The following is a 15,340-nucleotide window of genomic DNA, read 5'->3' on the forward strand; positions in this document are numbered from 1 at the left end:
CAATTCTTTGGTTTTATTGGTCCTTTTACGATTCAATAAAAAAACTTAGCGACAATTTTAATGTGTTAATTTATTTTCGTCTAAAACTTTCACAAAATGAAAACCTTTTGGACCGTATCCCTGATTATAATAAAATCGGTGCGCACCAAAATTTCCTGAGAAAGCATCCAAAACAATACTGCTGCAACCTAAGTCAAGTGCTTTTTGTTCAATATAATCTGTAAGCATTTTTCCGATTCCTTTAGAACGATATTCTGGATTTACTACAAAATTGTCAATTTCGAGATATTTTCCCGTCCATAATTTTGTTGCTGACCAACATCCTGTAATACCCAAACAAACTTCATTTTCAAAAACTCCAATCTGGATGTAATTATGTGGAACCATTTCAGAAAGAAATGATTGGTATTTTTCTAAAGTTATATTGGGATATAAAAATCTGATGGTTTCAATTTGAGCCACCATTTCGTCAATCGTAGTAAATTCGCGTATTTGTAAAGCCATAGTGATAGAATATAACTCAAAATTAATTGTTTTTTTTAAGCAAGTTATATAATTAACAACACACTAACATGTGAAATATATAAATTAAGGCTGAAAATTATGTAACTTTTTTTAGACAGTCTTTTCTTAAATTTGTTTCACAGGGATTGAGAAAGCTAAATACAACCCTTATAAAAAAGGAAGCACTGGGACTGATAAAGCTTGTTTGTTCCCATAAAAGACAAAGCACAAGGGATTGATTCTGCTGAAATGTAACCCTAAAAAAACAGAGCACTGGGATTGATAAAGCTAGTTTGTTCCCATAAAAGACAAAGCACAGGGATTGATTCTGCTGAAATGTAACCCTTAAAAAAACAGAGCATTGGGATTGATAAAGCTAGTTTGTTCCCATGAAAGACAAAGCAACAGAGTGATAAAATCTGTGTCAATAATTTTATAAAATGGTATTTGATTCTCAATTTTTGGGTAAATTGAGAATCACCATTTTATAAATTTTCTTGTTTACAGCTACTCTTAAAAAAGAAAAACTTCCAAAAAAAATAGCCGACAAATATTTGTCGGCTATTTTTTTATATGTGAATGAATTAATTATCCGTTCAAAGCCTCAGCTCCACCAACGATCTCTAAGATTTCGTTTGTAATAGCTGCTTGACGAGCTTTGTTGTAAGTTAATTTCAATTGGTTTCTTAATTCAGTTGCGTTGTCAGTTGCTTTGTGCATAGCCGTCATACGTGCACCGTGCTCAGAAGCAAATGAATCACGAATACCTTTGTATAATTGTGTTTTTAAAGACTTTGGAATTAAAGTCAAAACAATTTCTTCTTTTGAAGGTTCGAAAATATAATCTCCAGCAGAAACTGCAACATCAGATTTAATAGGTGCTAATGGCAAAAACTGTTCTGTTTGAACAATTTGAGTTGCAGCATTTTTAAATTGATTGTAGATTAATTCGATTCTGTCATATTCTCCAGACAAGAATTTTTCAGTCAAATTATCTGCAATTCCAGCAACATTTTCGAAAGTTAAATGATCAAAAATCGCATTATGATGTCCGTGAACTTTATGCGTTTTACTTAAAGCATCATTTCCTTTTTTACCAATAGCAAAAACATCAACTTGTTTCCCAGCATAAAAATCTGTACGATTCTTAATCTCTTTAATAACATTTGAATTGAATGCACCACATAAACCTCTGTTAGAAGTTATAGCAACAAGCAATACTTTTTTTACTTCACGTTGTGTAGTGTAATCTCCTCCTACTTCACCTTCAAGTGTAGCAGAAAGATTTTGCAGTAACTCCGTTAATTTCTCGGCATAAGGGCGCATTGCAGTGATTGCATCTTGTGCTTTCTTAAGCTTTGCAGCAGAAACCATTTTCATAGCCGATGTAATCTGCATCGTCGATGAAACGGAAGTAATTCTATTACGGATTTCCTTTAAATTTGCCATCTATTAATTAGAAAATGTGACAATTTGAAAATTAGATAATTAGAACAATGATAAGTCATTTTCTAATTATCTAATTTACCAATTATCTAATTAGTTATATTTTGCTGAAATTTCTTTTGCTGCTTTTTCGATAACATCAGTAATGTTGTCATCTAATTTACCAGCTTTCAACGCATTAAGCGTATCTTTATGTTTACTATTTAAGTAAGCTAAGAAATCAGCTTCAAATTCTTTTACTTTATTTACAGGAACGTTTCTTAACAAGTTTTTAGAACCAGCATAAATAATAGCTACTTGGTTTTCAACAGGATAAGGATCATTCAAACCTTGTTTCAAGATTTCAACGTTTCTTTTTCCTTTTTCAATTACGTTTAAAGTAACAGAATCCAAGTCAGAACCAAATTTAGCGAAAGCCTCTAATTCACGGAATTGAGCCTGGTCTAATTTTAAAGTTCCAGAAACTTTTTTCATTGATTTAATTTGAGCATTACCTCCAACACGAGATACAGAGATACCTACGTTAATAGCAGGACGAACACCAGAGTTGAACAAATCTCCATCAAGGAAAATCTGACCATCTGTAATCGAAATTACGTTTGTTGGGATATATGCAGAAACGTCACCAGCCTGAGTTTCAATAATTGGTAAAGCAGTTAATGAACCACCACCTTTTACGATAGACTTGATAGAATCTGGTAAATCGTTCATGTTTTTAGCAATTCCATCATCAGCAATTACTTTACAAGCACGCTCTAATAAACGAGAGTGTAAGTAAAAAACGTCTCCAGGATATGCCTCACGTCCCGGTGGTCTTCTTAATAAAAGAGAAACCTCACGGTAAGCAACAGCTTGTTTAGATAAATCATCATACACAATAAGTGCAGGACGACCTGAATCTCTAAAATATTCACCAATTGCAGCACCTGCGAAAGGAGCATAAACTTGCATTGGAGCTGGATCAGAAGCATTTGCCGCAACAATAACTGTATAAGCCATTGCACCTTTTTCTTCTAACATTTTAGCGATTCCTGCTACAGTTGAAGCTTTTTGCCCAATTGCAACATATATACAGAATACAGGTTTTCCTGCATCATAAAATTCTTTTTGATTTAAGATTGTATCGATACAAACAGTTGATTTACCTGTTTGACGGTCACCAATAACAAGCTCACGTTGTCCACGACCAACCGGGATCATAGCATCTACTGCTTTTACTCCTGTTTGTAATGGCTCAGTAACTGGCTGACGGAAGATAACTCCAGGAGCTTTTCTTTCTAAAGGCATTTCGTATAAGTCTCCACCAATTGGCCCTTTTCCATCAATTGGAAAACCAAGAGTGTTTACTACACGTCCTACCATTTGCTCACCTACTTTAAGAGAAGCAATACGTTGTGTTCTTTTTGCTGTTGATCCTTCTTTGATTCCTGTTGATGGTCCTAAAAGTACCACACCAACATTGTCTTCTTCAAGGTTCAATACAATAGCTTCAAGTCCGTTATCAAATTCAACTAACTCACCATATTGTACATTCGATAACCCGTAAATACGAGCAATACCGTCTCCAACTTGAAGTACTGTTCCTACTTCCTCTAGCGTAGCACCAGATTCAAAACCTTCTACTTGCTTTCTTAATATTGCTGAAATTTCAGCAGGTTTGATTTCCGCCATCTTAATTTATAATTTAGACACTTTTTATGTGTAATAAAACTAATTACTTAACTCTCTTTTTAATACTTGTAATCTGTTTGCTACAGATGCATTGTATTGATTATCACCTATTCTTAAAATAAATCCACCAATGATTGAAGGATCTACTATATTTTCAATTGTAATTTTTTTATCTGACAAAGTTGCAATTTTAGCTAAAACTTTAGCTTCTAATGCAGCATCCATAGGAATTGCAGTTGTAACTTTTGCTACTTCAATACCATTACTTTGATCAAATAGTTTGCTGTATTCTACTGCAATTGCATCTAGAATTTCAAATCTTTTGTTTTCAAATAATAAATGAAATAAACCTTTGGTTACGCCATTTACATTTGCAAAAACTTCTAAAAGAGCACTTTCCTTAACTTCAACTTTTGTAGTTGGGTTTTGAATAAAGGTACTCAATTCTGCATTTGTCTCAATTGCCAAAGCAATTGACTTCATATCGTTATTGACAGCTTCGGCAACACCTTTAGAGTTTGCTAAGTCTAGAATTGCTTTTGCATAACGAATTGCTGCTCTTGTACTTGCCATAATCTTAGTTTAACTTTACGTCACCTAACATTTTCTCTACTAATTTAGCTTGAGATTCTTTGTTAGATAATTCTTCTTTCAATAATTTTTCAGCAATACTCAATGATAAAGTTGAAACTTGAGATTTCAATTCTGCCATTGCAGCATTTTTTTCGCTTTCGATAGCCGCTTTAGCCTGCTCGATTATTTTTTGACCTTGTGCTTGTGCTTCGTTTTTAGAATCAGCAATCATTTTCTCTTTCATTTCGCGAGCTTCTTTTAACATAGCATCACGTTCTGCACGAGCTTCGTTTAAAATTCTTTGATTGTCAGCTTGTAAATTTTGCATTTCTTGTCTAGCATTCTCAGCAGAAAGTAAAGCATCTTTAATACCTTGCTCTCTATCATTTACTGCATCAAGAATTGGTTTCCAAGCAAATTTTTTCAATAAAAATATTAATCCAACAAATATTAGAATCTGCCAAAAGAACAAACCGAACTCAAACTGATTTATTAACTTTTCCATTATATATGATTATAAATTTTAAATTATGTCTTTTTAACTGCCAAAGGCAATTTTAATGTTTTATTTTTAAAACAATAGTTACAACCAACCGTTGCAACTATTGTTTTTTGTGTTTTAATTAAGCAGCGAATAACGCAGCGAAACCAATTCCTTCAATAAGTGCAGCAGCGATAAGCATAGCTGTTTGGATTTTTCCTGAAGCTTCTGGTTGACGAGCAATTGCGTCCATTGCTGAACCACCAATTCTACCAATACCTAAAGCAGCTCCGATTACGATTAATCCTGCTCCAATGAAATTTAAACCGTTCATATATGTATATATTAAAAATTAAACATTCAATTTGATTTTAGATTTTTGAATGTAGATTTTAGATTAAAAATAATCTGAAATCTAAACTCTGAAATCTAATTTTAATGATGCCCCTCCTCTTCGTGGTGGTGCTCTTCTACTGCTGAACCAAAATAAAGTGCAGACAGCATTGTAAAAATATAGGCTTGTAAAAATGCTACTAAAATCTCTAGTATAGAAAGTGCAAATGATAATCCGAAAGATAGACTGCTTCCAATCCAGCTCTTAAAGATAAACATTAATCCGATGATACTCATTAATACAATGTGACCTGCGAAGATATTTGCATACAAACGAATCATTAATGAAAATGGTTTGATGAAAACTCCTAACAATTCAATCGGAGCCAAAATAATTCTCATTGGTTTTGGCACTCCCGGCATCCAGAAAATGTGACCCCAGTAATTTTTATTTGCAGTAAGGTTTGTAATTAAGAAAGTAAGGATTGCTAACGAGAATGTAATTGTTAAATTACCTGTAGCATTAATTCCTAATGGAGTTAATCCAAAAATATTTAAGAACAATACAAAGAAAAATATTGTCAATAAATAACTCATGTATTTTTTATGATGCTTTTCTCCAATATTAGGAATAGCAACTTCGTCACGAATGAAAACTACAAGCGGTTCAAAAAATCTTCCTGCACCAGAAGCTATTCCTCCGTTTTTAGCATAAGATTTTGCTAAACTTGTAAACAACCAAAACATTAATAAAGCTGCAACAAAAATAGAAAGTACTGTTTTTGTAATTGAAAAGTCTAACGGACGAACATTTGTTGGATGACCTGTTTTTTCGTCTTCTGTAATTGTTCCGGCAGCATCTGTTTTGTAGATTTTACCATCATGATGATTAATCACATAATAATTTCCATTTGATTCTGCTACTGAATGACCGTGGTTAAATTTTGAAGAAGAAAAAATTTGAAGACCATTATCCAAAATAATTATCGGTAATGGAAAACCATAATATTTACCAGTTTCATCATCTTGTGTAAAAGTAAAATCATGAGAGTCCAAAACGTGGTGGCCAACGAAAGCCTTAATTTTAGATTTTACATCAGTTGGTTCTGCATGGTGCCCTTCAGAAGCTGCTTCGTGAGCTGTTTCAGTTTGAACATGCGCCGAGTCTTTTTCTGAATTAGAAAAGCTCATTAGTGGAAGACAAGCTACAAAAGCTGCAAGAATAAATCTGAGTGGTTTGTTTGAAATCACCATATCTGTGGAAATTCTTATTTTTTATGTTTCTAAAATTTGGTGCAAAGGTACATTTTTTATTAATATTCAAAAGGATATGAAAAATTATTTTTGAACCTTGTTTTAAAGAATCCGCATTTTAACGCTTTTCATTTAATAATCGGACAGTTAAAATCGTTTGAAATAACAAAAACAGAATAAATGTTACAAAAAAATTGATTTTTTCAACACGGATGTTGTGAATCTTGTCGGATAAAATCGGTCGCAAAACAAAATAATACACAAACATTTGAATAAAAGTTCCAAGCATAAAAAACATTCCGATGCTGTCGAACTTATCTTTTTTGAATTTTACTGTGAGTGTTAATAGTAAGGCAGAAAAAAATAAAAAGATCAAATACAATACTTCTATACTGTAATGAAAGTTTTGATCATTAATTTTAAAAATATAAAAAACTCCCTTATGTATTATATAGGAAGCAAATGCAAGAATATGCAGATGAAGAATAAGTTTGTAGTTTTTTAAAAACATTCCGAACAATTTTTTGCAAAGATGCAATATTTATTCAAGCCGTTTTTAAAACTTATTTTACTTTATTTTGTTGATTTCGTTTACCTGACGAATTACATTATATAATGCAAGGACAACTCCAACCATAACCAATACCTTATTATAGTATATCTTTTCACTTGGATGATTTTCGTCTAGCCATGTTCCTAAATAAGAAAACAAAAAAATAATAACCCCCATTTGAATAGGAATATTTATGAGGGCTATCCATTTATTATTTTGTTTTTTATTCGGGTCCTTTTCCATCTTTTATGGTTACTTCTTTATTATGTGTAAGCATTGTACAAGTTGCTGTAAACTCTGCTCCCGGCTCTATAGAAAGTTTTCCAACGGCAACCTCACCATGAATTTTTGCTGCTGCTTTGATATTAAGGATTTCAAGAACTTTAATTTTTCCGTGAAATTCTCCTTCAATATCAGCATTATTACAAATGATTTCTCCTTTTACTGCGCCTGTTGCGCCTATTACTAATTTTCCCTGCGAGGTGAAATTTCCAATCAATTCGCCGTCTAATCTAAAATCGGCTTTTGAAACAATGTCTCCTACAATAGAAGTTCCTTCAACAATTCGGTTTGTTTTTCCTAAAAGTTCTGTTCCGTTTTTTTTTACTTTGTCAAACATTATATTATGGGTTTTTTGGGGCAAGGTAGGCGTCGAGGTTCTTTTTAATTTGAACCACTTTGTAATTATCGGTCGATATAATAATTGACGGATGTGCAATTTTATATTTGGCGTCATCTCTCAAAACTCCTGCAACATCTCTGGCATAAGCTTCGGATTTTAAACCATGAATAGCTACAAAACTTTCTGTTCTGTTGTATTTATCAATAGAAGTCGTTAATCTTTCAAAGTTTTCAACTAATAAAAATACTCTAATTGCTTCTTCAATTTTTTTAACTGTTTTAGTATCGGTATTAGAAACCAGGTATACAATTTTCCAGTTTTTATTATCTACCGTTGTAAAATTAAGTCTTTCTAAAGTTGGAACATCTTTCTCCAAAATTTCTCTGGCATTTTTTCCTTCTTCACTATTTGGATAATTATCTGCTACGTTTTCTAAACCTTTTTTATAGGCTTCTAATCCGTTGACTTTTCCTAAAGTGTTTGCTTTTAGTAATTCAAATTTCGAAACAATATCTTCTCCGGAATATTGATTAATCAAATTATCAATATTATCTAACACAACATCAAATTTTTCTTCCTGAAATAGTTTATACCATTTTTGGTATTCTTTTTCCGGCGAAGCTATATCATCAGCATTTGTATTATTTAAAATCTGAGCATATCTCGAAGTGGGATAATTTGTCGTTATGTCTGATTTTATTTTTGCTGCTTTTTCCGGATCTGTAATTTGATATATTTTATACAAATTATACATCGATGGCAGCACCAGTTTTTCTTCTGGATTATTTTTAAGTAATTGCTCCAGTTTATCACTTGCCAATTTATATTCCTTAAATTTTTCCTTATATATAAGACCTAATTGATAATACGCAAAATTGCGTTCTTTACCAATGCTGTCCATTGCTGTTTGTGTTTTCGGAAGTTGTTTTTCATAAAAAGCAGTTGTATACTTTTCAATAACAACCGTATCTTTCAATTTAGCTGCTTCCACTTCATTTATACTGTCATTAAGCATTGCTGCATCATTTGCAGATTTTATTGTAGCCAGTCTCCAGTTTCCGCCAAGCGTTCGGTTACCCCACATTTTTTTAAATTGCAATTTTCCGTATGCAACGGTTGTTGGGTTATAAAAATAAAAAGTACTTGCTGCGGCATCATTTCCAGATGGAGGTCTTATTCCGTCGTCAAGATCTGCAGGTTTTCCCAGAGAATTCGGATTTACTGCTGTTGGTGCATTTGAAGCATTTGTATTTCGGTCAATATTAGCTAACTTCTCTTTTTCTTTCTCTTCTAAAATTCGTTTTGCTTCGTCTTTCTTTTTAAGTTCTGCGATGTAATTTTCAAAATAAATTTTTCTGTCAGCATCAGGTAATCCGTAGACTTTTATAATACTGTCGTTTCGTTTTGCAATTCCTTCGTATTTAATTACGTTGTCAAGATTTTTTCTGTTTTTTTCGATAAAAGTAAACTCCCTTGTTTTTGGGTCTAACTTTGTCAATGTACTGTCATAATATTTAGCAGCCATTGTATAATCTGTGTTTTTAAAATACATGTTTCCAATATTTCGATAAGCCGATGCCATTAAATAAGGATCTGTAGATTTTCTGCCTAAAGATTTATTGTAGAATTTTAATGCATTTACTTTGTCTTTCTTTTTATCATAGAAAACTCCCATTTCATAAAAAAGAACATCATAATAAGGTCGGTTTTCACGATCTGCAACTAACTTATTATAGATTTTTAAAAATATGGTATCGTTGCCTTTTTCATAATCGTACATCTGCGCTTTTTTTGCGTAAGCATGCATCATGTATTTTCTATTGGCTTTACGATTCATGTCGATTACCCCATCGTAATAATAGGTCGCACTGTCTTTATTTCCAACTTCCTGATACATTTGTCCCAAGATGAATTTATAACGGGCACGATCTTCGTTTATTCTTGAAAATTCCTCTGCAATTCTAAGTTTTGCAACGGCACTGTCTCTTTCTTCCAAATTCAGGAAAGCTTCCGCCAATAAAGCATTGGCATCCGAAAATGTCTGTTTGTTTAAATCTGTTTTCTTTAATAAAAGATTGATATTTTTAACCACAATCGCATCATTTCCTAAACGCATATTGGTTTTTTCGCGCCAGATTTTTGCTGTATAAATATTGCTGCTGTTTGGATATTTGTAGAGAATATAATTGAAAGCATCTAAGGCTGGAATAAAACGCTGATCATAATATCTTGCTTTTCCAAGCATTAAGTATGCTTCATCAATTTGATAATTTCTTTCTCTTCCCCCAATATTCATGGAGTGTTTTTGAATTGCTTTTGTTGCCTTTGTTTCTGCTTTTTCGAAGTCAGCATTTTTTGTTTTTGATCCTTCAGAAAAATTTTCATCAAACTGCATTTTTTCAACAGGAAGTCGTTTCCAGAAATTATCCTGATTGTTGGCCTGAATAGACTGCAGTCCTTTTTCAAGACCAATTCCTCCATTATACAAAATGTTATATTTTGTACTTAACGCGTGGGAATTTCTGTTCACAAAAGTATTATTCTTGGTAGAACACGCTATCAAAAGGAGAAAAAAAGTGAGAAAAAAACTATATTTAAGCGTATTCTTTTTCAATAGAACTGATTTTAAAGCATTAACTTCTAAAAAGCATTTTTAGTATAATGACTTGTAAAAATACACTTCTTTTTTGAAACTTTAGGGACTTACACTGCAAAAAACAATTCCAATTCTTGTAAGGTTTCTTCTGAGGTTTGAATATCCTTTACAATTTCACCTTTATTGAGTGCAACTATTCTATCGCAAACCTCAACTGTGTGTTGTAAATCATGGCTTGAAACCAAAACAGTAACATTTGGATTTTCAGCTAATTCTTTAATAATTTTCTTTAATCTGCTGACTGTTGTCGGATCTAAATTTGCAAAAGGTTCATCTAAAATTACAACTTCCGGGTTTCCAATAAGTGTTGCAATAATTCCGACTTTCTTTTGATTTCCTTTTGATAAATCACGAAGGTATTTTTTGTTGTTTAAAATTTCTCCATTAAAAAATTCTTCATGTTTGGCTAATAGCGCATCAATATCTGCTTTATTTTGATGACGTAAATCTCCAATAAAATAAAAATATTCTTCGGGAGTCAGATAGCCAATCAGGAAACTTTCATCTAAAAAAGAACCTGTAAAAGATTTCCAGTTTTCGCTTGTATTTACCTGAATATCATTGCTTGTTATATTTCCTGTTGAAGGCTGGATTAAATCTAAAAGCAAACTAAAAAAAGTAGTTTTTCCAGCTCCGTTATTGCCCACTAAACCAAAACTCTGTCCTTTTGGAATTTCAAGATTATGAATGTTTAAAACTGTAGTGTCGTTATATTTTTTTGAAAGTTGATTTACTTGTATCATCGTAATTTTTAGATTTTAGATTCTTGATTTTAGATTAATTATCAAATTTGACATATTCTCTAATTAACTCTTTTGTTTATAAGCATTTATTGTGCTGTACTTTTCGATTTTATATCTTTTTTCGATTAAGGAAAAAACCTTGTCTTTAAAAATAAAACCTAAAACTCCCGCACCGGCAACTAATGCTAATCCGAGGTTTTTGTTATTTAAATAAAGTCCGATAGCATAAAGCCCCAAAGGCAGTAAAATTTTAGGAAGCGTTAACAACATTGCACTTACATTAAACGCTTTTTTATCTCCAAAAGCACCACCGGCATTACTTAGATCGATTGGTGTTTTGGTAAATGCTCCGCCTAAAAGAACCAAGTGTGAATTAACTCCAATATTATAAATTGCTCCAACTACAATTGTTAAATAAATTTCCCATCCAAAAAACAAATAAAATGAAGCAATTATTGTCGAGAAAAAGGTAGCAATAACAATCAGCCACCATTTTGAAGTTATGTAACCGCGATACGGAATATTCTGGGTCATCATTAATTGGTAATACGAACTATCCCAGCTTGGTACAAACTGTCCGAAGACAAATAGAAACCCGCCGGAAACAAATATTCCCGCAAAAATGTGCATTACAGGAGGTTGATGAGAATTTCCAAAAAACAAGAATCCATAAAATAAAAAGAGAACGCTCATGAAAATAGTGGTCTTTGATCTTTTGTTTCTCTTGATAAGTTTGATGTCGTTTTTAAGAAATGTTCCCAAAGTCCCAAATTGATTCAGCCACGAAAGATTTTCTGTAACTGCAACATCTTCTTTTACAGAAAGTCCGGCATCGAGATATAGATTTTTTTTGAGGAATTTAAAACTAAAAATATATAAACCTGTCAATACTAAAATGGGAATTAAAAACAATCCTTTTATAGTATAAAGACCTTGAAAAAAAGGAGTTGTAAAAGTTGTAACATCAAACAATTTATAATATTGCGCTCCGCCCAAAACAAGAATTAATCCAACAAAAACAATAAATAATTTATCAATATTGCTTAAAATTATATTTGAAAAATTGTTAATATAGATAAAAGAAAGCATTGCCAAGTTCCAAAAAAAAATGGCTGTTATATCATACCCTTCTATTGCCAAAACAACCGAAAACGGAACAAAAAATAAGGCATGAACCCAATTAAAAAATGACAAAACAGTTTTGCCCAATGAAAAATGAACAATTACAGGTTTCTTAAAAGGCAAAACCAATAATGGTTTTATGTTCAAAACCGGAATCGATTGCAGCAACAAACGAATTACTAAATCTGAAAGAAAGTAATAAATCAAAAACCGGTTTATGGTAACGAATGGTTCCAGATGCATTTCTTTAAGAATATAAAATGCGCCAACTCCCATTGCTATAAAAATTAATGAAAAATAAATCATTAAAAAACCAAGTATAATTTTCATTGCCAGGTTTTTACCAAATGATGCCGATCTGATAAAGGCTTTCCATTCGAGATAAATAAACTTTTTAATCATGGTTAATTGGTTTTGATTTTTGTAGTAAGAGATCAAATGTAGGAAAACGTTACAAAAAAAGTTAAAAAAAATATTTTAGTAAGTGTCAATTACTTATGGTTTGCTACTTTTGCAAAAAAATTAAATCATGCCTTCATTCTTAAAACTTATAATTAAAGAGGTAAAACGTGAAACTGCCGATGCGGTTTCTGTACTTTTTAATGTTCCAGAAGAACTTAAACAAGACTATAAATTTATAGCCGGACAATACATAAATTTAAAATTAACTCTTGATAATCAAGAAATTCGTCGTGCTTACTCTATTTGCTCTGCACCAGAAAGCGGTGAATTGCGAATTGCGGTTAAGGCTGTAAAAAGCGGTTTGTTTTCTCAATTTGCGAATACAAAATTAAAAGCAGGAGATGTTCTCGAAGTGGGTCAGCCGGAAGGAAAATTTACTTTTGAGCCTGATGCTGAGAGACAAAAAAATTATGTTGCGTTTGCTGCCGGAAGCGGAATCACGCCGGTACTTTCTATTTTAAAATCAGTTTTAAAGAATGAGCCGAAAAGTTCATTTGTATTGGTTTATGGAAACAGAACTCCTGAAGCAACTATTTTTCATCAGGAATTACACGATTTGCAATTGCAGTATGTAGGCCGTTTTTTCGTGCATTATGTTTACAGCCAGGCAAAAGTTGAAAATGCATTGTTTGGAAGAATCGAAAAATCGACCGTGAATTTTGTACTGAACAACAAACACAAAGAATTAGAATTTGATAAGTTTTATTTGTGCGGACCTGAAGAAATGATCAATACGGTTTCTAATGTTTTGAAAGAGAAAAACGTAAAAGAATCTGCTATTAAATTTGAACTTTTTACTACTTCTTCTGAAGAACACGTAATTCAAGGTTCTCAGGAAGGACATACTAAAATTACTGTTTTAGTTGATGATGAAGAGGTTACTTTTGAAATGTCTAAAAAACAAACCATTCTTGATGCTGCTTTAAAACATGGCGTTGACGCACCTTATTCTTGTCAGGGCGGAATTTGCAGCAGCTGTTTAGGAAGGGTTACTGCCGGAACTGCTGAAATGACAAAAAATTCTATTTTAACAGATGGTGAAATTGCAGAAGGTTTAATTTTAACTTGCCAGGCGCATCCAACATCAGATACTATCTATGTTGATTACGACGACGTTTAGTCTATTAAATTCTAAAATATAAAATTCCAAATTCCGATTTTACAATTGGGATTTGGAATTTTTTTTGTGAGATTTTTTCTTTTATCAAAGCTAAATTTTGGAAAGTTTACTTTTCAAAATTAATAAATACTCAAAAAAAGGTTTAAATAATTGGGTTATTTTTAAAAAACATGCCGGGAATTTAGTATATTAGTAGTGCGCTTAAGACTTGTCAACACGTTTTTAAAACATTCAATATTATGGCAATGCATCACTATCTTCGTCTAACTTTTATATTACTTTTTGTAATAACTTCTCTTTTTTGTATTTACTTCGTAATCAAAAAAAGAAAAAACAGAAAAGCTCCTAAACTACTTTCAAAAGAAAAGTATGATTGCTCAAAGAATGAGGGAATGACAGAAATATCAATCTCAAATGATAGTTTTTTTAATATTTGGCCTTATGTAAGTGAATTAAAAGCAGCTAAAATTTTATCGAAGAAAATTAAAGAATCTGAATTGATACATAAAGTTTATAGAAATTCAACCAATGATTTTGAACACATTTTATTAGCTACAGAAAAAGAAAATCATTTTGTTAAGGTTGTAGTTGATAAAAACAAAAAGAAAGCATTAGGGTATCTTCTTCTGGATTTATAAAAATTCCAATAAAAAAATTCCAAATTCCAATTGTAACGTTGGGATTTGGAATTTTTTTATTGCTTTTTGTCACCCCAGAGCGAAGTCGAAGGGCTTATATGTTCAGAGGCTTCCACTTTGATCAGTCTGAAAATACTATTATAATTGGTTCTTAATTTTAGAAACAACTTCATCTGGAGAAATTGTTCTCATCGCATCTTCATAACCTTCTACAATTTTATTTCCGTAAACAGAAGTTGGTAATTTTGGATATTGATTTCTGTCTGATGTTAAAGCGTTTTCTAAACTTTGGTTGAAAGGTAAAAATCCGGAATAAGGATGTGTTGCACCCCAAAGTGTAATTACTTTTACACCAAGCATTGCGGCAATATGCGCATTTCCAGAATCCATAGAAAGCATTACATCGAGATTGCTTATCAATTTTAATTCCTGTTGAAACTTAATTTTTCCAGCAACATTTATTACATTTTTAAAAGGTTCTGAAAGTGAATTCAAAATTTCAATTTCTTTATTTCCGCCTCCAAAAAGTAAAATCGTATACTCTTTATTTTCTGCCAGTTTTGTTATTACTTCCTTCATCAAATCTAAAGGATAAACTTTAGAATCATATTGCGCAAAAGGAGCAATTCCAATCAGTTTTTCATATTTTTCTTCAACTAAATCTGTGATTTCTGCACCAAAAACTGCCTTTTTAGGAAAGTCAGGATTTGATAAATCTACAGGAAAACCAAGTTCTTCAAACACTTTTGAGTGTCTTTCGAACATAGTTGGTAACTGCTTGAAAATTTTGTTTTCTGCTCTTGTTAATTCTTTTTTTCCTTCTCGGCCTTTATCTACAGTTGCTCTTTTTTTTCCGCTTAAAGCGAAAAGCAAACTCACCACTTTAGATCTTAAAACATTATGAAGATCTGCAAAAGCATCAATTTTGAGTTTTTTTACGTCTTTATATAAGCGTAAAAGTCCCGGAAAACCTTTGTGCCTTTCTTTTTCATCAAAAGCAAAAAACTCAAGATTCGGGATTCCGTCAAAAAAAGGTTTAAAAAAAGGACGTGAAATAACGGTTAGTTTTACAGTTGGATATTGCTTTACAAAAGCGCGTAAAACAGGAACCGTCATGGCGACATCTCCCATTGCGGATAGTCTCATGACGGCTATATGTTTG

Annotated in this window: 15 protein-coding genes; 2 read left to right on the plus strand and 13 right to left on the minus strand. The window is 32.1% G+C overall.

The genetic code is table 11. The features are described 5' to 3' along the window. Positions 1-57 precede the first annotated feature (57 nt). From ASD98_RS18375 to ASD98_RS18435, 12 genes are all read right to left on the minus strand, one after another. Positions 58-504: a GNAT family N-acetyltransferase gene (locus ASD98_RS18375; RefSeq protein WP_056207157.1), complete on the minus strand. Its 447-nt coding sequence runs from the start codon at positions 502-504 to the stop codon at positions 58-60. 588 nt (positions 505-1,092) lie between these two features. Then, entirely contained in the window at positions 1,093-1,953 is an 861-nt protein-coding gene (atpG, locus tag ASD98_RS18380) for an ATP synthase F1 subunit gamma (RefSeq protein WP_056207159.1), read from the minus strand. Positions 1,954-2,043: 90 nt separating this feature from the next. Continuing rightward, on the minus strand, positions 2,044-3,621 hold the full coding sequence (gene atpA / locus ASD98_RS18385) for a F0F1 ATP synthase subunit alpha (protein WP_017496872.1): 1,578 nt from the start codon (positions 3,619-3,621) through the stop codon (positions 2,044-2,046). Positions 3,622-3,660: 39 nt separating this feature from the next. After that, complete coding sequence (gene atpH / locus ASD98_RS18390) at positions 3,661-4,194, minus strand: ATP synthase F1 subunit delta (RefSeq protein ID WP_056207161.1); 534 nt, start codon at positions 4,192-4,194, stop codon at positions 3,661-3,663. Positions 4,195-4,198: 4 nt separating this feature from the next. After that, positions 4,199-4,699: a F0F1 ATP synthase subunit B gene (locus tag ASD98_RS18395; protein WP_056207163.1), complete on the minus strand. Its 501-nt coding sequence runs from the start codon at positions 4,697-4,699 to the stop codon at positions 4,199-4,201. Positions 4,700-4,817: 118 nt separating this feature from the next. After that, complete coding sequence (gene atpE / locus ASD98_RS18400; protein ID WP_053472986.1) at positions 4,818-5,009, minus strand: ATP synthase F0 subunit C; 192 nt, start codon at positions 5,007-5,009, stop codon at positions 4,818-4,820. Between the two features lie 101 nt (positions 5,010-5,110). After that, entirely contained in the window at positions 5,111-6,262 is a 1,152-nt protein-coding gene (gene atpB, locus ASD98_RS18405) for a F0F1 ATP synthase subunit A (protein ID WP_056207166.1), read from the minus strand. Positions 6,263-6,830: 568 nt separating this feature from the next. After that, positions 6,831-7,058, minus strand: a complete 228-nt coding sequence (locus ASD98_RS18415) for an AtpZ/AtpI family protein (protein ID WP_056207168.1) — start codon at positions 7,056-7,058, stop codon at positions 6,831-6,833. After that, entirely contained in the window at positions 7,039-7,434 is a 396-nt protein-coding gene (locus tag ASD98_RS18420) for a polymer-forming cytoskeletal protein (protein ID WP_056207170.1), read from the minus strand. The genes ASD98_RS18415 and ASD98_RS18420 overlap by 20 nt, the downstream gene beginning before the upstream one ends. Before the next feature lie 4 nt (positions 7,435-7,438). After that, positions 7,439-10,051: a tetratricopeptide repeat protein gene (locus ASD98_RS18425; protein WP_056207171.1), complete on the minus strand. Its 2,613-nt coding sequence runs from the start codon at positions 10,049-10,051 to the stop codon at positions 7,439-7,441. A gap of 89 nt (positions 10,052-10,140) precedes the next feature. Further along, entirely contained in the window at positions 10,141-10,836 is a 696-nt protein-coding gene (locus ASD98_RS18430) for an ABC transporter ATP-binding protein (RefSeq protein ID WP_056207173.1), read from the minus strand. Between the two features lie 63 nt (positions 10,837-10,899). Beyond that, the gene (locus ASD98_RS18435; RefSeq protein WP_056207175.1) at positions 10,900-12,360 is read right to left on the minus strand and encodes a DUF5687 family protein; all 1,461 of its coding nucleotides are present in this window, start codon (positions 12,358-12,360) and stop codon (positions 10,900-10,902) included. 127 nt (positions 12,361-12,487) lie between these two features. Between ASD98_RS18435 and ASD98_RS18440 the strand changes: the two genes are divergently transcribed. Next, entirely contained in the window at positions 12,488-13,540 is a 1,053-nt protein-coding gene (locus ASD98_RS18440; RefSeq protein ID WP_056207177.1) for a ferredoxin--NADP reductase, read from the plus strand. Positions 13,541-13,932: 392 nt separating this feature from the next. Further along, positions 13,933-14,178, plus strand: a complete 246-nt coding sequence (locus ASD98_RS24445) for a hypothetical protein (RefSeq protein WP_242412138.1) — start codon at positions 13,933-13,935, stop codon at positions 14,176-14,178. A gap of 138 nt (positions 14,179-14,316) precedes the next feature. On the opposite strand, the gene ASD98_RS18450 is transcribed toward ASD98_RS24445, so the two are convergent. Next, positions 14,317-15,324, minus strand: coding sequence for a glycosyltransferase family 9 protein (locus ASD98_RS18450; protein WP_056207443.1), 1,008 nt, complete (start codon positions 15,322-15,324; stop codon positions 14,317-14,319). Between the last annotated feature and the right edge of the window lie 16 nt (positions 15,325-15,340).

The organism is Flavobacterium sp. Root186 (assembly GCF_001428525.1).
Taxonomy (GTDB): domain Bacteria; phylum Bacteroidota; class Bacteroidia; order Flavobacteriales; family Flavobacteriaceae; genus Flavobacterium.